Source organism: Gordonia sp. ABKF26 (assembly GCF_041103195.1).
Classification (GTDB): Bacteria; Actinomycetota; Actinomycetes; order Mycobacteriales; family Mycobacteriaceae; genus Gordonia; species Gordonia terrae.
This window is the reverse complement of record NZ_JBGCVZ010000003.1, coordinates 3,420,859-3,442,794: the sequence shown is the minus strand read 5'-3', so window position 1 is coordinate 3,442,794 and position 21,936 is coordinate 3,420,859. Positions and strand designations below refer to the sequence as shown.

Below are 21,936 nucleotides of genomic sequence, written 5' to 3'. Positions count from 1 at the left end.
GGACAGTGAGCGCCACAACCGGATCCGTACCGCCGACCGGGTCCGTTCTCATCAGAGCCGTCCGCCCGTACGGCGAGGGAGACCCGATCGACGTCCTCGTCGTCGACGGTGTCATCAGCGAGCTGGGCTCGGCGGTCACCGCACCCGAGGGGGCCGAGGTGATCGACGGCAAGGGCGGAGTGCTCCTGCCCGGCTTCGTCGACCTGCACACCCACCTGCGTGAGCCGGGCCGCGAGGACACCGAGACGATCCGCTCGGGTTCGGCAGCCGCGGCGCTCGGCGGCTACACCGCCGTCTTCGCGATGGCCAACACCAGCCCGGTGGCCGACAACTCGACCGTCACCGACAACGTGTGGCGGTCGGGGCGCGAGGTCGGGCTCGTCGACGTCTACCCGGTCGGCGCGGTGACCGTCGGTCTCGGCGGCAAGCAGCTCGCCGAGATGGGCATGATGGCGGCCGGCGCCGCGGGCGTGCGGATGTTCAGCGACGACGGCAAGTGCGTCGACGATCCGCTGCTGATGCGTCGTGCTCTGGAATACGCCACCGGGCTCGGGGTCCTCATCGCCCAGCACGCCGAAGAACCGCGGCTGACCGTCGGTGCGGTCGCCAACGAAGGGCCGACGGCCTCGCGTCTCGGCCTGGCGGGCTGGCCGCGCGCCGCCGAGGAGTCCATCGTCATCCGCGACGCCCTTCTCGCGCGCGATGCCGGGGCGCGTATCCACATCTGCCACGCCTCCACGGAGGGCACCGTCGAACTGTTGCGGTGGGCGAAGGAACAGGGGATCGCGATCACCGCCGAGGTGACACCGCACCACCTGCTCCTCGACGACTCGGTCCTGCACACCTACGACCCGGTGAACAAGGTGAATCCGCCGTTGCGCGAGGTCCGCGACAAGCAGGCGTTGCGGCAGGCGCTCGCCGAGGGGATCGTCGACTGTGTGGCCACCGACCACGCCCCGCACGCCGCGCAGGAGAAATGCTGCGAGTTCGCCCAGGCCAAGCCCGGGATGCTCGGCCTGCAGACGGCGCTGCCGATCATCGTGGAGATCCTGGTGAAGCCCGGCCTGCTGGACTGGCGCGGCGTCGCGCGGGTCATGAGTGAGCGACCGGCGCAGATCGTCGAGCTCACCGATCAGGGCCGGCCGATCGAGGTGGGTGAACCCGCGAACCTCGCCGTTGTCGATCCGGACACGTCCTGGGTGGTCCATGGTCCCGACCTGGCGAGCCTGTCGGACAACACCCCGTTCGAAGCGATGACCATGCCCGCAACGATCACCGCGACCGTGCTGCGCGGCGTGGTGACCGCTCGCGACGGGCAGGTGACCCGATGACCCCGGCGCCGGGAGCGAAGCGAGCGGGCCGAACCAGACCCGCGAGGACAAGGCGCGGACTGATCCCGGGGATTCTCGCGGTCCTGGTCGTCGCCTCGGTGATCGCCTCGCTGCTCGGATACGGCAAGATCGTCTTCAACGCCTGGTTCATCGGCGTCGTCGCACTGCTCGCCATCGGGATCCTCTCAGTGTTCTACCTGCTGGTGACGGGGAACCGGAAGAAGACCGCGGCGCAGGCCGACCTCATCGGCGCACTCCCGACGATCCCCGCCGACCCGGGCACAGTGCTCCGAGGCCCGGACACCGGCCTCTACCTCGGCAGCACCGTCGCGCCGAGCTGGCAGAACCGGGTGACAGTCGGTGACATCGGTGATCGTGCGTCGTCGGTGCTGACCGAATTCGAGACAGGCATCCTCATCGCGCGCCAGGGTGCGAGTGACATCTGGATTCCGCGCGAGTCGGTCACCGCGGTCCGGACGGAGCGCGGCATCGCGGGCAAGGTGATGACCGCCGACGGCGTCCTCGCCATCCGCTGGGTCCTGCCCAGCGGAACCGAGATCGACTCCGGGGTGCGCGCCGACGACAAATCGATCTACCCCGGCTGGGTGAACGCCTTCGCCGGGACGCATGACAGTGGACACGGTCCACAGGGACAAGGGGCACAGGAATGAACACAGCGGTCTTGGTGCTGGAGAACGGTCAGGTGTTCACCGGCCGGAGCTACGGCGCAGTCGGCGAGACCCTTGGCGAGGCGGTGTTCTGCACCGCGATGACCGGCTATCAGGAGACCCTGACCGATCCGAGCTACCACCGGCAGATCGTGGTGGCCACCGCGCCGCAGATCGGCAACACCGGTTGGAACACCGAGGACGGCGAGAGCACCGGTAGCGCCGGGAGCACCGGCGTCGACGGTGACTCGGGCAAGATCTGGGTCGCCGGTTATGCCGTGCGCAACCCCACCCGACGCGTCTCCAACTGGCGTGCGACGACCTCCCTGGAGGAGGAGCTGGACCGCCAGGGCGTCGTCGGCATCGGCGGCATCGACACCCGCACCGTCGTCCGCATCCTCCGCGACCACGGCTCGATGAAGGCCGGCATCTTCTCCGGTCCGGCCCTGGCCGACACCGACGAACTCGTCGCCCGGGTCCGCAATCAGCCGGACATGAAGGGCGCCCGGCTGGCCGACGAGGTCACCACCAGCGACGGCTACGTCGTCGAACCCCTCGATCAGCACCGTTTCACGGTGGCCGCCATCGATCTGGGGATCAAGACGAACACGCCGCGGATGTTCGCCGAACGGGGAGTGCGCACCCACGTGCTGCCCGCGACGGTCGCGCTCGACGCGATCGCCGACCTCGAGCCCGACGGCGTCTTCCTCTCGAACGGTCCCGGCGACCCGGCCACCGCCGACGACATCGTCGAACTCACCCGCGGGGTTCTCGGCCGGGACATCCCGCTGTTCGGCATCTGCTTCGGCAACCAGATCCTGGGCCGCGCGCTCGGCCGTTCGACGTACAAGATGAAGTTCGGACACCGCGGCATCAACATCCCGGTCGTCGACCACACCACCGGCAAGGTCTCGATCACCTCGCAGAACCATGGCTTCGCACTCGAAGGCGAGGCGGGGGAGGAGTTCGACTCCGACTTCGGCCGCGCCCGCGTCAGCCATGTCTGCGCCAACGACGGCACCGTGGAGGGCGTCGAACTGCTCTCCGGTCGCGCCTTCTCCGTGCAGTACCACCCGGAAGCGGCGGCCGGCCCCCACGATGCCGCGTATCTGTTCGACAAGTTCGTCACCCTGCTCGAGGGCGACCGTGAGTCCCGCAAGACCAAGAACCAAGGAGCGAGTGCCTGATGCCGCGCCGCGAAGACATCAACCACGTCCTCGTCATCGGGTCCGGGCCGATCGTCATCGGTCAGGCCTGCGAGTTCGACTACTCCGGGACCCAGGCGTGCCGTGTGCTCAAGGCCGAAGGCCTGCGCGTGTCCCTGGTGAACTCCAACCCGGCGACGATCATGACCGACCCGGAATTCGCCGACGCGACCTACATCGAGCCGATCACGGCCGAGTACGTGGAGAAGGTCATCGAGGCCGAACGCGACGCCGGACATCCCATCGACGCGGTGCTGGCCACCCTCGGCGGGCAGACAGCGCTGAACACCGCTGTCGCACTGCATGATCGGGGTTCGCTGGAGAAGTACGACATCGAACTGATCGGTGCCGACTTCGACGCGATCCAGCGTGGTGAGGACCGCCAGATGTTCAAGGACATCGTGGAGAAGGTCGGCGGTGAGAGCGCCCGGTCGCGGGTCTGCCACACCATGGACGAGGTGCGCGACACCGTCGCCGAACTCGGCTTCCCGGTGGTCGTCCGACCCTCGTTCACCATGGGCGGCCTCGGTTCCGGCATGGCCTACGACGACGCGGACCTCGACCGCATCGCCGGCGGCGGCCTGGCCGCGTCGCCGACGGCCAACGTCCTCATCGAGGAGTCGATCCTCGGGTGGAAGGAATACGAACTCGAGCTCATGCGCGACAACCGCGACAACGTCGTGGTCGTCTGCTCGATCGAGAATCTCGACCCGGTCGGCGTACACACCGGCGACTCGGTGACGGTCGCCCCGGCGATGACGCTGACCGATCGCGAGTACCAGATCATGCGTGACCTCTCCATCGACATCCTCCGCGAGGTCGGCGTCGACACAGGCGGTTGCAACATCCAGTTCGCGCAGGACCCGCGCGACGGCCGGCTCGTCGTCATCGAGATGAACCCGCGCGTGTCGCGGTCGTCGGCACTGGCGTCGAAGGCCACCGGCTTCCCGATCGCGAAGATCGCCGCCAAGCTGGCCATCGGCTACAGCCTCGACGAGATCGTCAACGACATCACCAAGGAGACCCCGGCCTGCTTCGAGCCGACGCTCGACTACGTGGTGGTGAAGGCTCCGCGGTTCGCGTTCGAGAAGTTCCCGGGCGCGGACGACACGCTCACCACCACCATGAAGTCGGTGGGTGAGGCGATGAGCCTCGGCCGCAGCTTCGCCGAGGCGCTCGGCAAGGTCATGCGCTCGCTCGAGACGAAGGCCGGTGGATTCTGGGCCGAGCCGAACCGCCCGGACCCGGCCACGGTCGACCTGCCCGCGCTGCTGGAGGACATCAGGACCCCGAAGGACGGTCGGCTGTACAAGCTGATGCTGGCCTTCGACGCGGGCGCGACGATCGAGGACCTCTACGAGGCCACCGCGATCGACCCGTGGTTCCTCGCCGAGATCGGGGGCATCGCCGCTCTGGGAGCAGAGCTGCGCGATGCCGACACCCTCGACGAGGCTTTGCTCCGCGAGGCGAAGTCGACCGGCTTCTCGGACCGTCAGATCGCCGCGCTGCGCACGGATTTCGCCGACGAGGCGGCCGTGCGCGCGCATCGGATCGAGCTGGGCGTGCGTCCGGTCTACAAGACCGTGGACACCTGCGCGGCCGAGTTCGAGGCGAAGACGCCGTACCACTACTCCAGCTACGAGCTCGATCCGGCGGCGACCAGCGAGATCGCACCGCAGACCGATCGGGAGAAGGTCCTGATCCTGGGGTCGGGCCCCAACCGCATCGGACAGGGCATCGAGTTCGACTACTCGTGTGTGCACGCCGCGCTCACGCTGTCGGAGGCCGGGTACGAGACCGTGATGGTCAACTGCAACCCGGAGACCGTGTCGACGGACTACGACACCGCCGATCGCCTGTACTTCGAGCCGCTGACCTTCGAAGACGTGCTCGAGGTGTACCACGCCGAGTCGCAGTCGGGGACGGTCGCCGGAGTCATCGTGCAGCTCGGCGGACAGACCCCGCTCGGACTGGCGCATCGGCTCGAGGAGGCCGGCGTACCGATCGTCGGCACCAGTCCGGCCGCCATCGACCTGGCCGAGGACCGCGGTGAGTTCGGCAAGGTCCTCACCGCTGCCGGGCTACCGGCACCGGCGTTCGGCACCGCGACGAGCTTCGCCGAGGCGCGCGACACGGCCGCCCGGATCGGTTATCCGGTGCTCGTCCGGCCGTCGTACGTTCTCGGTGGACGCGGCATGGAGATCGTCTACGACGAGAAGTCCCTGGAGGACTACATCTCTCGGGCGACCGAGCTGACCCCGGATCACCCGGTGCTGGTCGACCGGTTCCTCGAGGATGCGGTGGAGATCGACGTCGACGCCCTGTGCGACGGTGACGAGGTCTACATCGGCGGCGTGATGGAGCACATCGAGGAGGCCGGTATCCACTCCGGTGACTCCGCCTGTGCGTTGCCGCCGGTGACTCTCGGGCGCGCCGATCTGGAGATGGTGCGTTCCTCGACCGAGGCGCTCGCCAAGGGCATCGGCGTGAAGGGGCTGCTCAACGTCCAGTACGCGCTGAAGGACGACATCCTCTACGTGCTCGAGGCGAATCCGCGTGCGAGCCGGACGGTTCCGTTCGTCTCCAAGGCGACCGCGGTGCCGCTGGCCAAGGCATGTGCCCGGGTCATGCTCGGCGCGTCGATCGCCGACCTGCGCGAGCAGGGCATCCTGCCGGCCACCGGCGACGGGGGCGAGGCCCCGGCCACCGCACCCATCTCGGTGAAAGAAGCGGTCCTGCCGTTCAACCGGTTCCGGCGACACGACGGAAGCGGCGTCGACAACCTGCTCAGCCCCGAGATGAAGTCGACCGGTGAGGTCATGGGCATCGACGCCGACTTCGGGCGCGCCTTCGCCAAGTCGCAGACCGCCGCCTACGGGTCTCTGCCCACCAGCGGCAAGATCTTCGTGTCGGTGGCCAACAAGGACAAGCGGGCGCTGATCTTCCCGGTCAAGCACCTCGCCGACCTCGGATTCGAGATCCTGGCCACCGAGGGCACCGCGGACGTGTTGCGGCGCAACGGGATCAAGTGTGAGACGGTGCGCAAGCACTTCGAGGCCGCCGAGGGGCAGCGCACGATCGTCGACATCATCCGGGGCGGCGAGGTGACGATGGTCATCAACACCCCGTACGGCAACTCCGGTCCGCGCGTCGACGGCTACGAGATCCGCAGCGCGGCGGTGTCGGTCAACATCCCGTGTATCACCACCGTGCAGGGGGCCTCCGCCGCCGTGCAGGGCATCGAGGCCGCGATGACCGGAGACATCGGGGTGCGGTCACTGCAGAATCGGCACGCCGACCTGGCCGGCCGGTCGTGATCGACGCGTCCGGGTTCGGAGACCGCTACGCACGTGTGGTCGCCGAGCGCGGGCGTCTGTGTGCGGGGATCGATCCGCACGGGGCGCTGCTCGAGGAGTGGGGGCTGCCGGTCACCGTCGACGGCCTGTCCCGCTTCGCCGACATCTGCGTCGATTCGCTCGGGCCGGTGGCCGCGGTGATCAAACCTCAGGTCGCGTTCTTCGAGCCGTTCGGCGCGGCCGGTTTCGCGGTGCTCGAGCGGGTCATCGCGGGTTGCCGGGATGCGGGTGCGCTGGTGATCGCCGACGCCAAACGCGGTGACATCGGATCGACGATGGCGGCCTACGCGCAGGCGTGGTTGTCGGAGTCGTCGCCGCTGTGCGCCGACTCGGTGACCGCGTCGCCGTACCTCGGCTACGAGTCCCTCCGCCCCGCGCTCGACCTCGCTCGCGAGGGCTCCCGGGGAGTGTTCGTGTTGGCGCGGACCTCCAACCCCGAGGGCGGCGACATCCAGCGGGCGCGAGCGGGGGAGCAGACGGTCGCTCAGTCGATCGTCGATGCCGCCGCCGCCGAGAACACTGACGGCACCGCGACGGTCGGTCTGGTCGTCGGAGCCACCCGCGAGCACGGCCTGGATCTGGCGGATCTACGCGGCCCGATCCTGGCGCCCGGTCTGGGCGCCCAGGGTGCCACGGCCGCCGATCTGCCCGTGGTGTTCGACGGCGCCGATCCGGCCTGGGTGCTGCCTGCCAGTTCTCGCGGGGTTCTTCGCGCCGGGCCGGACCCGACCTCGTTGCGCGACGCGTTCGTCAGGACTCGCGACGAGGTCGAGGCCGCGCTGGGCTGAGACACCGGTGGCGGGCCTGCCCGTCACCCGCACGTCCGCCGGCCCCCCGGACGGCGCGACACGCGCGACCCCCCACCTCAATCGCAGAAATTCAGGTCACACCACTCGTGTCACACGCGTATCAGCGCGTCCGGGGTCCGGACGCGGGTCTTTCGCGTTGCTAGCGAACCGCTGGCTGCGCGATGCCGCGCTGACCTGCGGTGATGATGCAAAACACGTAGTCAGGGCGATGGCGCGAACAGTGAATCGGCGCTGTGCCCGCGTGAACGCACCGAGAGCCCTACAACATGAGAAAAGACCGCGAAAACGGGGGGTCGCACTCGCAAATGCCTGCTCACGTCGGTACGGTCGCAGTCGCCGCCAACATTTGATGGCGTCGGCCGGGTGCACACCCGGCTGACAGGCCGGCGATGGCGATCCAGCCGCGGTCGCACGGCAACAGCGCCTCGGACGCCTTCTGGGCGAACGATGCAGTCCCACTCGAGAACGAAAGACGGAGGAACCCCGTGGCCCTTCCCCAGTTGACCGATGAGCAGCGCGCCGCTGCGTTGGAGAAGGCAGCTGCCGCTCGTCGTGTCCGCGCGGAGCTCAAGGAGCGCCTCAAGCGCGGTGGCACCGATCTCCAGCAGGTGCTCAAGGATGCCGAGAACGACGAGATCCTGGGCAAGATGAAGGTCTCGGCCCTGCTCGAGGCCCTGCCCAAGGTCGGCAAGGTCAAGGCGCAGGAGATCATGACCGAGCTCGAGATCGCCCCGACCCGCCGCCTGCGCGGTCTCGGCGACCGTCAGCGCAAGGCTCTGCTCGAGAAGTTCAGCTCCTGAGCGTGAGCAAGCGAACCGAATACGGCAGCGGGACGAACCCGTGGTCCGGACGGTGAACAACCGCCCGGACCGCGAGGGAACCGGACGCACGAGGGGTCGACTGATCGTTTTGGTCGGCCCCTCGGCCGTCGGCAAGTCCACCGTGGTCGCCAAGGTCTGCGCCGCGATGCCCGATGTCTACTTCAGCGTGTCGGCGACGACCCGCGATCCGCGGCCCGGCGAGGTCGACGGCCGCGACTACCACTTCGTCTCCGCCGCCGACTTCGACAAGATGATCGCCGCCGACGAGCTCCTGGAGTGGGCCGAGATCCACGGCGGCCTGCAGCGTTCGGGCACCCCGATCGCCCCGGTCCTGGCCGCACTGGAGGCCGGCAAGCCGGTTCTGGTCGAGGTCGACCTGGTCGGCGCACGCAATGTCGTCGCCCGACTCCCCGAGGCGGTCACCGTGTTCCTCGCACCGCCGAGCTGGGACGAACTCGTGTCCCGACTGACCGGCCGGGCCACCGAGACGCCCGAGGCCATCGAGCGCCGACTGGCCACCGCACGCACCGAGATGGCCGCTCAGGACGAGTTCGACCACGTCATCGTGAACAGCGAAGTCGACCGAGCAGCCGATCAGTTGGTATCCTTGCTGGTCGGACCTGAACAGCCGGCCGCATCCGCGACCTGACCGGCCCTTTCCGACACCCAGACCTCGACGCAGGAGTTCGTGTGAGCACCCCGACCAATTTCGACATCACCGAGATCGCCGACGCACCGGCCTACGACACGCCGTTGGGCATCACGAATCCGCCGATCGACGACCTGCTCGATCGCGCGTCGTCGAAGTACGCGCTCGTGATCTACGCGGCCAAGCGTGCACGCCAGATCAACGACTACTACAACCAGCTCGGCGACGGCATCCTCGAATACGTCGGCCCGCTGGTCGAGCCCGGCCTCCAGGAGAAGCCGCTCTCGATCGCCATGCGCGAGATCCACTCCGACCTGCTCGAGCACACCGAGGGCGAATAGTCCCGGCCCCCTGATGACGACAGCGACCGGAACCCGGCGTCGCGTCCTGATCGGCGTCGGCGGCGGGATCGCGGCCTACAAGGTCTGTTCGGTGATCCGGCACTTCACCGAGGCCGGCAACGACGTCCGTGTCGTGCCGACGCCGGCAGCACTCGAGTTCGTCGGCAAGGCGACCTTCGAGGCGCTGAGCGGTAATCCCGTCTCCACGACCGTGTTCGACGACGTCGACGAGGTCGCCCACGTCCGCCTCGGGCAGGGTGCCGACCTGGTCGTCATCGCCCCGGCCACCGCCGACCTCATGGCCCGCGCCGCCCAGGGACGCGCCGACGATCTGCTGACCGCGTCGCTGCTGACCGTCCGCTGTCCGGTGCTGTTCGTCCCGGCCATGCACACCGAGATGTGGGAGCACCCCGCCACGCAGGCCAATGTGGCGACGCTCCGGTCCCACGGCTCGGTCGTGATGACCCCGGCGTCGGGGCGCCTGACGGGTACCGACTCCGGCCGCGGCCGCCTCCCGGACCCGCAGGAGATCGCACTGATCGGTGAACTGCTCCTCGCCCGGTCCGATGCACTCCCATACGACCTCGCCGGGGTCCGGGTGCTCATCAGTGCCGGCGGCACCCGAGAACCACTCGACCCGGTCCGCTACCTCGGCAATCACAGCTCCGGCAAGCAGGGCTTCGCGCTTGCCCGCGCCGCTGCGCAACGCGGTGCGAGCGTCACCGTCGTCGCCGGGTCCACCGCCGACCCGGGTGACCCGGCCGGTGTGTCGATCGTGCGGATCTCGACCGCCGAACAACTCGCCGACGAGATGACCAAGCGCGCGGCCGACGCCGACGTCGTCATCATGGCCGCCGCGGTCGCGGACTTCCGCCCGATCGCCGTCGCCGACGCCAAGATCAAGAAGGGCGACACGGGCCCGGCGCCCATCGAACTCACCACCAACCCCGACATCCTGCGCGGGCTGGTCACCGCCCGCGACGAGGGCCGGATCCCCCGCGAGACGGTGATCGTCGGCTTCGCCGCCGAGACCGGCGACGAGACGGGCGGAGTCCTCGACCACGGTCGCGCAAAACTCGCTCGCAAGGGCTGTGACCTGCTCGTCGTCAACGCCGTCGGCGACGGCAAGGCCTTCGGGACCGCGGACAACACCGGTTGGTTGCTCGCCGCCACCGGCGACGAGACCGCATTGCCCTTCGGGTCGAAAACACTCATGTCGAGCCGGATACTTGACGAAGTGCGCCAACTGGTGCCTGATGGTCGAGGAGCTCGACCGACCGATTAGGTTGGATGTATTCACCCGGCCAGTCGGACCTGGCCGACACTGCCAGCGGCGCGTCGACCACCGACGCGCGTAGATCTCGAGAGGATCTGATGACCACCTCGTCACGCCTGTTCACGAGCGAATCCGTCACCGAGGGACACCCCGACAAGATCTGTGACGCGATCAGCGACTCGATTCTCGACGCCATCCTCACCGACGATCCGAAGGCGCGTGTCGCGGTCGAGACCCTCGTGACCACCGGGCAGGTGCACGTCGCCGGCGAGGTCACCACCACCGCCTACGCCGACATCCCCAAGATCGTGCGCGACAAGGTCCTCGAGATCGGCTACGACTCCTCGACGAAGGGATTCGACGGTGCGTCATGCGGCGTGAACGTCGCCATCGGTGCGCAGTCCCCGGACATCGCCGGCGGCGTCTTCAACTCGCACGAGAGCCGCAGCGGCATCTCGGAGGACGAGATCGACAGCCAGGGCGCCGGCGACCAGGGCCTCATGTTCGGCTACGCCACCAACGAGACCCCCGAGCTCATGCCGGTGCCGATCGCGCTGGCCCACCGCCTGTCGCGCCGCCTCACCGAGGTGCGCAAGAACGGCACGCTGCCGTACCTGCGCCCGGACGGCAAGACACAGGTCACCATCGAGTACGACGGTGACACGCCGGTTCGTCTGGACACCGTGGTCCTGTCGACGCAGCACGCGGCCGACATCGACCTCGACAACCTCCTCACCCCGGACATCAAGAAGCAGGTCGTCGACGCGGTACTCGCCGAGATCGACCTGCCGACCCTCGACACCACCGACTACCGCCTCCTGGTCAACCCCACCGGCAAGTTCGTCCTCGGCGGTCCGATGGGTGACGCCGGGCTGACCGGTCGCAAGATCATCGTCGACACCTACGGCGGCATGGCCCGCCACGGGGGTGGCGCGTTCTCCGGCAAGGATCCCTCGAAGGTCGACCGCAGCGCCGCCTACGCGATGCGCTGGGTCGCCAAGAACGCCGTGGCGGCGGGGCTCGCCAACCGCATCGAGGTCCAGGTCGCCTATGCCATCGGCAAGGCCGCACCGGTCGGGTTGTTCGTCGAGACCTTCGGCACCGAGAAGGTCGATCCGGCCGTCATCGAGCGCGTCATCAAGGAGAACTTCGACCTGCGTCCGCTCGCGATCATCCGCGACCTGGACCTGTTGCGCCCGATCTACGCGCCGACCGCTGCCTACGGCCACTTCGGCCGCACCGACGTCGACCTGCCGTGGGAGCGGACCGACCGCGCGGAGAAGCTGCGGGCCGCCGCGGGTCTGTAGACCCTCTGCGGAAGTACTCTCACTGACACCCAAAGGAGCACGGGTCCCGGCCGCTGAGCTGCCGGTGGCCCGTGTTCTGCCTGTTCTGGGACTCGCGCATCTCGACCGGCCGTTCGACTACCTGATCGACGCCGACCAGGACGAGGCCGCGCAGCCCGGCGTGCGCGTCCGCGTGCGATTCTCCGGCCGGCTCGTCGACGGTTACCTTCTCGATCGCATCGAGAAGAGCGATCACCCCGGCAAGCTGGGATGGCTCGACCGTGTCGTGTCCGCGGAACCGGTGCTGACCCCGCAACTGGCGACGCTATGTCGCGCCGTGGCCGATCGGTATGCGGGGACCATGGGCGACGTCGTGCGTCTGGCGATCCCGCCGCGGCACGCGCGCACCGAGAAGGAGACGACTCCAGAACCGACTTCCGTCGTGGAGACGCCCGAGCTCGCCGACTGGCATCGGTATCCGCTCGCCGATTCCTACGTCGAGAATCTCGTCGACGGCCATCCGCGCGCCGTCTGGCAGGCCCTGCCGGGGGAGGACTGGCCACGTCGTCTCGCCGAGCTCGCCGCGGCGACGCTCGCGTCCGGGCGCGGGTGCATTCTCATCGTCCCCGATCAGCGGGATCTCGATCGCGTATGGGCGGAGTGTGAGCCGCTGATCGGCGATCGTGGTGTCGCGCTGTCGGCCGGTCTCGGACCCACCGCGCGCTATCGCAGGTGGCTGGCCGTGCGGCGGGGCGCCGCGCAACTGGTGATCGGCACCCGCAGCGCGGTGTTCGCGCCGGTCGCCGATCTCGGCCTCGTCGTCGTGTGGGATGACGGCGACGACAGCATGTCGGACCCGCGGGCGCCGTATCCGCACCCCCGCGAGGTTGCGGTGCTGCGCTCGCACCACGAGCGATGCGGCCTGCTGCTCGGCGGTTTCGCCCGGACCGCCGAGGCCCAGGCGCTGGTCGCGTCGGGCTGGGCGCACGATCTCGTCGCCGATCGCGCGACCGTCCGTGGCCGCAGCCCACGCGTCCAGGCCATCTCCGACGACGACCGCCAGATCGCACGCGACCCCATGGCGAGGTCGGCACGTATCCCCGAAGTCGCGTTCGACGCGGCACGCTCGGCGTTCGCGGCCGATCGTCCGGTGGTGTTCAGCGTCCCGCGGCGCGGGTATGTGCCGTCGCTGGCGTGCACGCGCTGCCGGGAACACGCGCGCTGCCGCGCCTGTCACGGTCCCCTCCAACTCGACGCCGACCAGCGGCTGAGCTGCCGATGGTGTGGGCGTCCCGAACGGTCCTTCCGCTGCCCGGAGTGCGGCAACACCTCGGTGCGGGCGACGGTGACCGGCGCTCGCCGGACGGCCGAGGAGCTGGGTCGCGCGTTCGCCGGTGTGCCCGTCCTGACCAGCGGGGGCGACACGATCCTCGACGAGATCGAACCCGGTGCGCGGCTCGTGGTCGCGACACCGGGCGCCGAACCAGTGGCTCCGGGCGGGTACGGCGCGGCGGTCGTCATCGACACCTGGGCGCAGCTCGACCGTGCCGACCTGCGCGCCGAGGAGCACGCGGTCCGGCGCTGGATGGCACTCGCCGCGATGGTCACGCCGCACGGCGATGGCGGTCGCGTGGTGATCGTCGCCGACTCGTCACTCGCTCCCGTGCAAGCGCTGATCCGTTGGGACCCGGTGGGATTCGCGTCGATCCAGTTGCGGCAGCGGGTGGAACTCGGCTTTCCGCCGGCCGTCACGATGGCCTCGGTCGACGGACCGACCGGGGTGATCACGGACTTCGTCGAGCATCTCGAATTGCCCACTGACGCGGACGTTCTCGGACCCGTGCCCCTACCTCCAGGAGTGCGGCCCCCCGCCGGAAGCGCTGACTGGGAGGCCGCGGCAGATGACGAGATGGATCGAATTCTGGTGCGGTTGCCGCGTAAGGACGGACGGTTCCTCGCGGAGGCGCTCGTCGCGGGCCAGGTACGCCGGAACACGCATCGGCAGACCGGGCCGATCCGGGTGCAGATCGACCCGCCTACGATCGGATGAATGCGCATCGTTTTCGCCGGGACCCCCGAGGTCGCCGTGCCGTCGTTGCAGGCCCTCATCGACTCGCCGTCGCATGAGGTCGTCGGGGTCATCACCCGCCCCGATGCGGTGTCCGGCCGCGGCCGCAAGGTGATGCGGTCTCCCGTCGGCCTGCTCGCCGACGAGCACTCGCTCGAGGTGATCACCCCTCGTCGGCTGTCCGAGCCGGAGGTCGACGACGTGCTCCGGCGCTGGGGTCCCGACTGCGGCGCCGTCGTGGCCTACGGCGGGCTCGTACCACCCGGACTGCTCGACCTCCCGCGACACGGCTGGATCAATCTGCATTTCTCGGTGCTGCCCGCCTGGCGCGGTGCGGCTCCGGTCCAGGCCGCCATCGCGGCCGGCGACGAGGTGACGGGCGCCAGCACGTTCCGGCTCGAGAAGGGCCTCGACACCGGCCCGGTCTTCGGCGTGCTGACCGAGACCATCCGGCCCACCGACACCAGCGGCGACCTCCTGGCACGGCTGGCCGATGCCGGCTCCGGGTTGTTGCTGTCCACCCTCGACGGCCTGGAGGCCGGCGAACTCGCCCCCGAACCACAGCCCACGGCCGGCGTGAGCCACGCGCCCAAGATCGAGGTCGACGACGCCAAGGTCCGATGGGACCTGCCGGCGCACATCATCGATCGACTGATCCGCGCGTACACCCCCGCCCCCGGACCGTGGACGAGTCTCGACGACGCGCGGATCAAGGTGGGGCCGGTGTCGATCGTGTCGTCGACCGATGATCCCGGCCTGCCCGAGGCGGTGCGGGACGGTTCACTCGCGCCCGGTGCTCTCGCGGTCAGCAAGAAGGCGGTGTTCGTCGGAACGGGCTCGCAGCCGGTGACACTGGGCACCGTGCAACCGCCCGGAAAGAAGCCGATGCCCGCGCCCGACTGGGCCCGCGGCGCGCGTCTGACCGACGGGACGGTACTGGGATGAGCGGGAAGTTCCGGCAGAAGGATCTCGATCCCGCCCGCGTGGCGGCCCGCGACACCTTGCGCGCAGTGCGCGAACGCGACGCCTACGCCAACCTCGTTCTTCCGAAGATGCTGCGGGACAGAAGAATCGAAGGACGCGACGCTGCCTTCGCCACGGAACTGGCCTACGGTGCGGCGCGAGCACAGGGTTTGCTGGACGCGGTGATCTCGGCCGCCGCGAAACGGCCCATCGCCGACATCGACGGCACGGTTCTCGACGTCTTGCGCCTGGGTACCTATCAGCTGTTGCGGACGAGGGTCGGTGCGCACGCCGCGGTGTCCACGTCGGTCGATCTGGTGCGTTCCGAGAACGGAATGGGGCCGTCGGGTTTCGCGAATGCCGTGCTGCGCAAGGTATCGCAGAAGGACGAGGACATGTGGGTGGAGGAGCTCGCTCCGTCACCTGCCGACGACCTCGTCGGCTACCTCGCCTTCCAGTACGCGCATCCACGATGGATCGCGGAGGTGTTCCGCGATGCGCTGGGCGGTTCGGCGGGACAGCTGCAGGCTGCGCTGGCCGCCGATGACGAGCGACCGCCGGTGCATCTCGTGGCGCGTCCCGGTCTCATCACCGCCGAGGAACTCGCTCTCACCAGCGAGGGCGAGGTCGGCGACTTCTCCCCGTACTGCGTCTACCTGCCGGGCGGCGATCCCGGCGACGTCGCCGCGATTCGCGAGGGGTACGCGGGCGTGCAGGACGAGGGCAGTCAGCTGATCGCTCGTGCGGTGACCGTGGCGGAGGTCGCCGACGACGGCGGTCGATGGCTCGACATGTGCGCCGGCCCCGGCGGAAAGGCCGCACTCATCGGTTCGCTCGCCGAGATCGACGGTGCCCGACTCGATGCGGTCGAGGTATCCGAGCATCGTGCCGGCCTGATCCGCAAGGTCGTGTCCGACCTGCCGGTGACCATCCATGTCGCCGACGCCCGGTCCAGTGGGCTCGATGGTGGTTACGACCGGATCCTGCTCGACGCCCCGTGCTCGGGGCTGGGGTCGCTCCGCCGACGCCCCGAATCCCGGTGGCGCCGGACCGCTGCCGACGTCGACGAACTCGTCGTCCTCCAGCAGCAACTGCTCACCGAAGCCCTGCGGTTGGTCAAACCCGGTGGTGTGGTGGTCTATTCGACGTGTTCGCCACACCCGGCCGAGACGACCGCGGTGGTGGCCGACGTGGTGGCATCGGTCGACGGCGTGCGCCAACTCGATGCCCGCCCGCTCGTGACGGTGGGCAAACTCGGCCCGGACCTGTTGGGCGACGGCCCCCACGTACAGCTCTGGCCACATGTCCACGGCACCGACGCCATGTTCCTGGCGGCGTTGACGCGGGACTAGGTGCCCATCACGGAACGGGCCCCCGCGTAGTCCGCGACCGCGGCCGGACCCACCGGCTCGTACTCCAGGATCAACAGCCCCCCCGGCAGTGGCATCGTGCCGAATCAGCCGGAATCCGAGTCCGATCTCGTTGCGTCCGAACAGCGATCACCCGCAGCCGAGTGCGGTCGGAGCCACGACGAGACGGAGAACGTCCACGACGCCGGCCTCGAGCAGTGCGGCCGCCAGCATCGCGCTCCCGTGCACCTGCAGTTCTCGATCGGAGTCCGCGCGCAGGTCCCGGATCGCGTCGATGGGGTGGTCGGACAGCAGGGTAGCCGGTTGCCACTCCAGTTCCGTATCGGTGAGCGACGTGCTCACCACGTACCTCGGCAGCCCGTTCATCCGAGCGGTGAACGGGTCGTCGGGATCGGTGATCGCGGGCCAATCGCGGGCGAATGCCTCATAGGTGCGCCGCCCGAGAAGCAGTCCGTCGGCCAGATCGAGCCACTCCGACGCCTGGCGGATGAAGTACTCGTCCATGTGAGGTACCAGCCACCCGCCCGCGTGAAATCCGTTGGAGGTGTCTTCGTCGGCGGCGCCGGGACCCTGGGTGACCCCGTCGAGCGTGACGAACTCGGTGACGGTGATCTTCACTGCACGACTTCGTTTTCGACGATGGCCGCGAGCGCAGCGGTGACCGAACCCCAGCCGTCGTAGAACCCCAGCTCGTCGTGTCGGTCACGGTCGGACGGGCTGCGATGGCGCACCACGACGTTGTATTCGGTCCCGTCCTCGTGTTCGCCGAGGGTGATCTCCGCGGTCATGGGAACCGGCGATGGATCGGCGGGACGCCATGAGCTGTCGACGGCATTGGTGAACACCAGGCGCTCGTGGGCGTCCGCGACCAGGAAGACAGCGTCCATGTGTGGGACGAAAGTGGTTCCGTCCTCGCTCATCCGGGTCACGAGCGCGCCGCCGGGCTTGGCTTCGAGTCGGTCGACGCGGGTGACCGTCGGAGCCGGCGTCCACCACTTGGCGAACAGCTCCGGTCGGGTCCAGGCATCCCAGATCCGTTGTCGCGGAGCGCGGATCACCCGGTGCAGCGTGAGGTCGAGTTCGGGGTCGATCATGGTGTCTCCTCGGTGTCGGTGACGAAGTCTTCGAGACGGTCGGTGCGTTCGGTCCACACGGTGCGTTGGTGTTCGAGCCACGTGGACAGACGGCGCATACGGCGCCTGTCGAGCGTGCACATCCGCGTGCGTCCGACCTTCTTGGTCAAGACGAGCCCGCTGTCCTCCAGAACGCGGAGATGCTTCATGAACGACGGCAGGGTGATGGGGAAGGGGTCGGCGAGTTCGCCGACACTCGCCGGCCCATGACCCAGTCGTTCGACGACTGCGCGGCGCGTTGGATCCGACAGAGCGCCGAAGATGTCGTCCAGAGGTGCCGAACCATGTGCCATGTGGCTAAGTGTTGCAGGATTGTTCACTGAACTCAACGGCTAAATGAAAGAGACTGCTCGGAGCTGCGTAAACTTGCTCCCAAACAGCGCATATTCAGGTACTATCGAATGTATGTACGAGGCATTTCCGGACATAAAATCCTTCTTGGGTACCGACCATCTGCGGGCCATCGTGGATGGCTTGTCAGCGATGCCGGTCGGCCTCGACGAGTCGGAATCGGTGGGCAGGCTCACCCTTCTCGAGGAGATCAAGTCGGCCTGCACCGCGGCTCAGGTGCGTGAGACTGCGAATCTCGATGACCTACGCGCGGCTGACGAGGCCGCGCGCAACGTCCCTCAACGGCGGCGCGGGCGCGGCCTGGCTGCCGAAGTGGGTCTGGCACGGAAGGTGTCGCCTCGCAAGGGGAGTCAGTGCCTCGGGTTCGCCCGCGCCCTGGCGCACGAGATGCCGCATACTCTGGCGGCGCTCACCGCAGGAGTCCTCACCGAGTGGCGCGCGACGATCCTGGTTCGTGAGACCGCCTTCCTGATACGTGAATCGCGTGAGGAGGTCGACCGTCGCATCTGCGGTGATCCAGCGGCGCTGGTGGGTATGTCCGACCGCGAGATCGAGGCGCTCGCCAAGTCTCATGCCTATGAGTTGGAACCCGAAGCAGTGGTGGCTCGGAAGGCCAAGGCGGAAAAGGATCGTCACGTGAGCGTCCGGCCGGCACCCGACCTGATGACGCAGTTCTCGGCACTTCTGCCGATGACGGACGGCATCGCGGTGTACGCGGCGCTCAAGAAACACGCCGACTCGGTGCGCGGGTCCGATGGCCGCTCGCACGCAGAAGTCATGGCCGACACCCTGGTTGAACGCGTCACCGGTCGTTCCGTCGCCGAGCCGACGCCGGTGGCGCTGAATCTCGTCCTTTCCGAGCAGTCCTTGCTGGGGTTCGACGATTCGGCTGCGGACGTCCTCGGGTATGGACCCATCCCGGCGACCGTCGCCCGACACCTGGTCGCTGATTCGGTGACACCGGAGGGTGAGACCGCGTCGACGCTCCGCCGCCTGTATGCCCGACCGTCGAACGGGGCGCTGGTGACGATGGAATCGCGATCGCGCGGCTTTCCGACCGCACTCGCCGGATACATCCGTCTACGAGATCAACGGTGCCGCACCCCGTATTGCGGTGCGCCGGTCGCTGAGATCGACCACGCCACACCGCATCGCCGCCACGGCCCGACCAGCGCCGTCAACGCCGACGGAACCTGCGTCGTGCACAACCGCGCGAAGGAGGCCCGCGGTTGGTACTACGACGTGAAGGTCGTCGACGGCGTGCGCGTGATCGACGTGATCACACCGACCAGGGCCCGACATCGGAACGCGCCTCCACCTGCGGTCGGGCACCGGCCGAGGACACGGAGTGGCGTCGAAACGCGCCTGATCCAGATTCTCGCCGCGTCCTGAGTGTGGATAGAGGACGCGTGGCGGGGTGATGTCGTACTAGGTTGTTCGTCGTGGCGGTGTGCCATGTCGTAGATTGCTGCAAACTCGGGGGTTTGTATGGCTGAGCGGTTCGGGGTCGAGGAGCTGGGAATCATCACCGGCGTCGGCGACACACTGGCTCGATGCTCGTCGGAGACGCGAGCGTTGTGGTCGGGGAAGTCTGCGTTCGATGATGCGTCGGCCGCGATGCCGGCGTCGGCGATCGGCGCGGCGTGCGCAGGCAAAGACGGCACTGTTCGTTCGTTGTTGGGTCGCGCGGCGGCGAGGATGGACCAGGTGTCGCAGACCTGCTACCAGGCAGCCGGAGACGTTGCCGACACGGAGGAGTCACTGGCCAGCGGCTTCCGCGCGATCAGCGAGTTCTGATGTCACGACCATCGAGGTCCATTGTCAATGGGTGGGACGTGATGTCGCTGGATGCTGCGGCGAACGCGCTCGACGCCGGGGTGGATGGTCTACGGAAACAGACGCAGGCGATGGCGGACGCGCCGATGAGGGCCGGTGACTCGAAGGGGTGGGTCGGCGCCTCACAGCTCGGATGTGAAGCCCGCGCCGGCTCTGATCGGGTCGAGATCAACAAGCTCGGCGCCGACCTCACCCACGCTGCCAACGTCCTACGAAATACCTCGTCAGCGATCGGCCCGAATCGCACCACGGCGCTGCTTCGCGCGCTCGGACTGGAACGGGACAAATTCAGCGTTGCCGACGACTGGACTGTACGAGACACCCGGGACTATGCGGCCGAGCTCAAGGGCGTGGAGGCGGGGAGCGCGACCGAAAGTGCGATTCTCGCCGACCAGGCGTCGCGTTCTGAAGAAGCCAAAACGGCCACCCTCTCGCTTCAGTCACTGGCAGACCAGATGGGTGAGGACGATCGCAATGGGGCGCGAGTGCTCGCGACGGCCTTCGGGGACGCGGAGGGCAATGCGCCGTTGGCGTCGAGCTACTCACCGGGCCAGGCCAGTATCGATGTCCAAGCCATCATGAGTGGGACCGCCACGAGGGAGCAGAAGGATCGGTTCTTCAGCGCGACCAGCCTGACCCCGGAACAGCGTGCAGCGCTGGCCCGCGGAGATTTTGCGGTCATTCCCAAGGAGCAGTTCGACTACCTGAAGGCGATCTATACGCCGAACTGGGGTGGCGGTCCCGAAGGGCACCCACTGTCCCTCGGCGCCTTGGTGTCGTTCGGCGACAAGCACACCGGCGCTGAGCGAGAAACTCTGAAGCAGAGTCTCGCTGACGGTGTGTACATGCTCGGGAACCGCAACCTGCGGACCGGGCAGACCGACTCGAATGTGTTTGCCGAGATCTGGGGGACTCAAGCACCATTCGTGACCGGCGGGATGAGTCAGCTCCCGGCGCCGATCCGGGACGCGCTGACCGAATCTGCTGCGAGTAAGGGCCGACTGACGGTTCCGGACTCAGGCGCGCACTCCGGCGGCCACAGGTCGGTCACCGATCTGAAGACCTTCGACGACCTCAAGTCGGTGATGGACATCTTGGAACATCGCTCGGTCGATCCGGCAGGTGGAGTGTACGGTTCGGAGTCCGTGCAGTTGGGAAGCGACGTCGACCGGGCATTGATCGCGAGAGCCAGTGAGATCGCAGGTGCAGGTGCCACTGAATATGCCTCCAATCCGGGCCTGTTGGATCACAATCTCGTCGGTAAGGGCGAAGTCGAAAGTCTCCTGGTTCACATGCTCGGGGTCGCGGGCAGTGATCACATCGCGGTACACGACGCAGTGATGTCGGCAACCGGCAATCCGTCCAGCAGCACGATGCCGACCACGTTCGATATGGACGGCACCGAGCGGTCATTCAAGGATGCCGAAGCCCTCAAGCATCTACTGACGTTCGATTGGACCGATGAGGCGGGGCATGAGAGCGACGGCATCAACAAACTCTTCAACTGGATGCCAGGCGCGGCATATGCGCCGGACGGCAGTTCTCCGGAGGCGATACTCGAAAGCCAGCGAGCCGGCAATATTTCGACTGCGCTCACGCAGTACTTCGGCGACAACAAAGATGCGCTGATCGATATAGGAGATCGGAAACCGGCGCTGGGAGAACTCAACCCCGAGCTCACTCGCACGCTGGCCTCCGCGATCGGCTCGCACACTGCTGTTCTGGCAGGCGCCGATCCACAGCTCTTTCACACGCATGGAGTGTCGGAAGTCGACGCGAGCGACTTGAAGTCGACCTTCGAAATACTGAACTCGGATGCAGCCGCAGGAAGGATTGTCAACTCCTTGACCGCCCTGCAGATCGATGTCATGCAACAGGAGTTCGGCAAGAACCCGCACGACTACGGGCTCGGAGAGGTCACCGGACGCCTCGAAGGAGCCATGATCGGCGGACTGGATGCACACATCGAGGAAACGAAGATCGACGGCAGACACCTGGCCGCCCACGACGCGGCGGTTGCCGGCGCCATGTTCGACAGCGCGAAGGCGCTTCTCACCGCGGTTCCAGGTCTTGATCCAGCCGTCAAGCTACTCGTCGACGCCGCGGCGCCCCAGGTCAAGCTGAATTTGTCCGGGCTACCGACCGATCCGGACATGATCAAGGCCGACCCGGAAATCCAGCAGCTGCGCAACGACATGTTCGACGACGATGTCAATCCCAACGCGAAATACGTGCAGATTCTCGCGGGATACTTCGAGACCCATCCGGAACTCGCGGATGATCCCGACTTTCGTGATCTGTTCTTGGGTGACAGCAGCGCAGATTTCGCCGAAATGAAGCGCTCCGGTGTGATGTCGAACGTTACTGACGAAAGCGAAGCTGCTTCGTTCATCCAAAGAAAGATGCGAGTAGACATCAGTCTTTTCGCTGATCGCCACAATGAAAACCTAGAAGATGCTTACAAACGTTAGAG

General features: G+C 67.7%; 19 protein-coding genes. 16 read left to right on the top strand and 3 right to left on the bottom strand.

Annotation, left to right across the window (positions count from 1 at the left end; translation table 11 throughout):
- Positions 1-5 precede the first annotated feature (5 nt).
- The 13 genes from AB4Z55_RS15885 (at position 6) to AB4Z55_RS15825 (ending at position 16,125) form a co-directional block, all read left to right on the top strand.
- Positions 6-1,331, top strand: coding sequence for a dihydroorotase (locus AB4Z55_RS15885; protein WP_354559565.1), 1,326 nt, complete (start codon positions 6-8; stop codon positions 1,329-1,331).
- Positions 1,328-2,002, top strand: a complete 675-nt coding sequence (locus AB4Z55_RS15880; RefSeq protein WP_248645369.1) for a hypothetical protein — start codon at positions 1,328-1,330, stop codon at positions 2,000-2,002. The genes AB4Z55_RS15885 and AB4Z55_RS15880 overlap by 4 nt, the downstream gene beginning before the upstream one ends.
- Entirely contained in the window at positions 1,999-3,186 is a 1,188-nt protein-coding gene (gene carA / locus AB4Z55_RS15875; RefSeq protein ID WP_354559563.1) for a glutamine-hydrolyzing carbamoyl-phosphate synthase small subunit, read from the top strand. Before AB4Z55_RS15880 ends, carA begins: the two co-directional genes overlap by 4 nt.
- The gene (carB, locus tag AB4Z55_RS15870) at positions 3,186-6,521 is read left to right on the top strand and encodes a carbamoyl-phosphate synthase large subunit (protein ID WP_239398579.1); all 3,336 of its coding nucleotides are present in this window, start codon (positions 3,186-3,188) and stop codon (positions 6,519-6,521) included. The genes carA and carB overlap by 1 nt, the downstream gene beginning before the upstream one ends.
- Positions 6,518-7,348 (top strand): orotidine-5'-phosphate decarboxylase, encoded by an 831-nt coding sequence (gene pyrF, locus AB4Z55_RS15865; protein WP_239398581.1) that lies wholly within the window; start codon positions 6,518-6,520, stop codon positions 7,346-7,348. Before carB ends, pyrF begins: the two co-directional genes overlap by 4 nt.
- 506 nt (positions 7,349-7,854) lie before the next feature.
- A complete protein-coding gene (gene mihF / locus AB4Z55_RS15860; RefSeq protein ID WP_004021989.1) occupies positions 7,855-8,169 on the top strand; it encodes an integration host factor, actinobacterial type in 315 nt (104 codons plus the stop codon).
- A gap of 40 nt (positions 8,170-8,209) precedes the next feature.
- Complete coding sequence (gene gmk / locus AB4Z55_RS15855) at positions 8,210-8,839, top strand: guanylate kinase (RefSeq protein WP_180819267.1); 630 nt, start codon at positions 8,210-8,212, stop codon at positions 8,837-8,839.
- 41 nt (positions 8,840-8,880) lie between these two features.
- Entirely contained in the window at positions 8,881-9,180 is a 300-nt protein-coding gene (rpoZ, locus tag AB4Z55_RS15850) for a DNA-directed RNA polymerase subunit omega (protein WP_004021987.1), read from the top strand.
- Between the two features lie 13 nt (positions 9,181-9,193).
- Complete coding sequence (gene coaBC / locus AB4Z55_RS15845) at positions 9,194-10,465, top strand: bifunctional phosphopantothenoylcysteine decarboxylase/phosphopantothenate--cysteine ligase CoaBC (protein ID WP_354559560.1); 1,272 nt, start codon at positions 9,194-9,196, stop codon at positions 10,463-10,465.
- A gap of 86 nt (positions 10,466-10,551) precedes the next feature.
- The gene (metK, locus tag AB4Z55_RS15840) at positions 10,552-11,763 is read left to right on the top strand and encodes a methionine adenosyltransferase (protein WP_211255327.1); all 1,212 of its coding nucleotides are present in this window, start codon (positions 10,552-10,554) and stop codon (positions 11,761-11,763) included.
- A 64-nt stretch (positions 11,764-11,827) separates the two neighbouring features.
- Positions 11,828-13,792, top strand: a complete 1,965-nt coding sequence (locus AB4Z55_RS15835; protein ID WP_369520064.1) for a primosomal protein N' — start codon at positions 11,828-11,830, stop codon at positions 13,790-13,792.
- A complete protein-coding gene (gene fmt, locus AB4Z55_RS15830; RefSeq protein WP_369520063.1) occupies positions 13,793-14,755 on the top strand; it encodes a methionyl-tRNA formyltransferase in 963 nt (320 codons plus the stop codon).
- Positions 14,752-16,125, top strand: coding sequence for a transcription antitermination factor NusB (locus AB4Z55_RS15825; protein ID WP_354559557.1), 1,374 nt, complete (start codon positions 14,752-14,754; stop codon positions 16,123-16,125). Before fmt ends, AB4Z55_RS15825 begins: the two co-directional genes overlap by 4 nt.
- 147 nt (positions 16,126-16,272) lie before the next feature.
- On the opposite strand, the gene AB4Z55_RS15820 is transcribed toward AB4Z55_RS15825, so the two are convergent.
- The 3 genes from AB4Z55_RS15820 to AB4Z55_RS15810 are packed head-to-tail and all read right to left on the bottom strand — an operon-like array spanning position 16,273 to position 17,569.
- Positions 16,273-16,761 (bottom strand): dihydrofolate reductase family protein, encoded by a 489-nt coding sequence (locus tag AB4Z55_RS15820; protein WP_354559555.1) that lies wholly within the window; start codon positions 16,759-16,761, stop codon positions 16,273-16,275.
- Positions 16,758-17,237, bottom strand: a complete 480-nt coding sequence (locus AB4Z55_RS15815; protein ID WP_354559553.1) for an SRPBCC domain-containing protein — start codon at positions 17,235-17,237, stop codon at positions 16,758-16,760. Before AB4Z55_RS15815 ends, AB4Z55_RS15820 begins: the two co-directional genes overlap by 4 nt.
- On the bottom strand, positions 17,234-17,569 hold the full coding sequence (locus AB4Z55_RS15810) for a helix-turn-helix transcriptional regulator (protein WP_064570765.1): 336 nt from the start codon (positions 17,567-17,569) through the stop codon (positions 17,234-17,236). Before AB4Z55_RS15810 ends, AB4Z55_RS15815 begins: the two co-directional genes overlap by 4 nt.
- A gap of 190 nt (positions 17,570-17,759) precedes the next feature.
- On the opposite strand from AB4Z55_RS15810, the gene AB4Z55_RS15805 reads away from it, so the two are divergent.
- The 3 genes from AB4Z55_RS15805 (at position 17,760) to AB4Z55_RS15795 (ending at position 21,934) form a co-directional block, all read left to right on the top strand.
- Positions 17,760-19,019: a DUF222 domain-containing protein gene (locus AB4Z55_RS15805; RefSeq protein ID WP_354559845.1), complete on the top strand. Its 1,260-nt coding sequence runs from the start codon at positions 17,760-17,762 to the stop codon at positions 19,017-19,019.
- A 96-nt stretch (positions 19,020-19,115) separates the two neighbouring features.
- Positions 19,116-19,424 (top strand): hypothetical protein, encoded by a 309-nt coding sequence (locus AB4Z55_RS15800; RefSeq protein WP_064570767.1) that lies wholly within the window; start codon positions 19,116-19,118, stop codon positions 19,422-19,424.
- Between the two features lie 41 nt (positions 19,425-19,465).
- Entirely contained in the window at positions 19,466-21,934 is a 2,469-nt protein-coding gene (locus AB4Z55_RS15795) for a hypothetical protein (RefSeq protein WP_369521026.1), read from the top strand.
- Positions 21,935-21,936: the final 2 nt, after the last annotated feature.

What these genes read in the sequence shown, in the direction of transcription:
- AB4Z55_RS15880 (WP_248645369.1), top strand. Translation starts at nt 1,328, where the DNA reads ATGACCCCGGCGCCGGGAGCGAAGCGAGCGGGCCGAACCAGACCCGCG.
- carA (WP_354559563.1), top strand. Translation starts at nt 1,999, where the DNA reads ATGAACACAGCGGTCTTGGTGCTGGAGAACGGTCAGGTGTTCACCGGC.
- carB (WP_239398579.1), top strand. Translation starts at nt 3,186, where the DNA reads ATGCCGCGCCGCGAAGACATCAACCACGTCCTCGTCATCGGGTCCGGG.
- coaBC (WP_354559560.1), top strand. Translation starts at nt 9,194, where the DNA reads ATGACGACAGCGACCGGAACCCGGCGTCGCGTCCTGATCGGCGTCGGC.
- fmt (WP_369520063.1), top strand. Translation starts at nt 13,793, where the DNA reads ATGCGCATCGTTTTCGCCGGGACCCCCGAGGTCGCCGTGCCGTCGTTG.
- AB4Z55_RS15825 (WP_354559557.1), top strand. Translation starts at nt 14,752, where the DNA reads ATGAGCGGGAAGTTCCGGCAGAAGGATCTCGATCCCGCCCGCGTGGCG.
- AB4Z55_RS15815 (WP_354559553.1), bottom strand. Translation starts at nt 17,237, where the DNA reads ATGATCGACCCCGAACTCGACCTCACGCTGCACCGGGTGATCCGCGCT.
- AB4Z55_RS15810 (WP_064570765.1), bottom strand. Translation starts at nt 17,569, where the DNA reads ATGGCACATGGTTCGGCACCTCTGGACGACATCTTCGGCGCTCTGTCG.
- AB4Z55_RS15805 (WP_354559845.1), top strand. Translation starts at nt 17,760, where the DNA reads ATGCCGGTCGGCCTCGACGAGTCGGAATCGGTGGGCAGGCTCACCCTT.
- AB4Z55_RS15800 (WP_064570767.1), top strand. Translation starts at nt 19,116, where the DNA reads ATGGCTGAGCGGTTCGGGGTCGAGGAGCTGGGAATCATCACCGGCGTC.
- AB4Z55_RS15795 (WP_369521026.1), top strand. Translation starts at nt 19,466, where the DNA reads ATGTCGCTGGATGCTGCGGCGAACGCGCTCGACGCCGGGGTGGATGGT.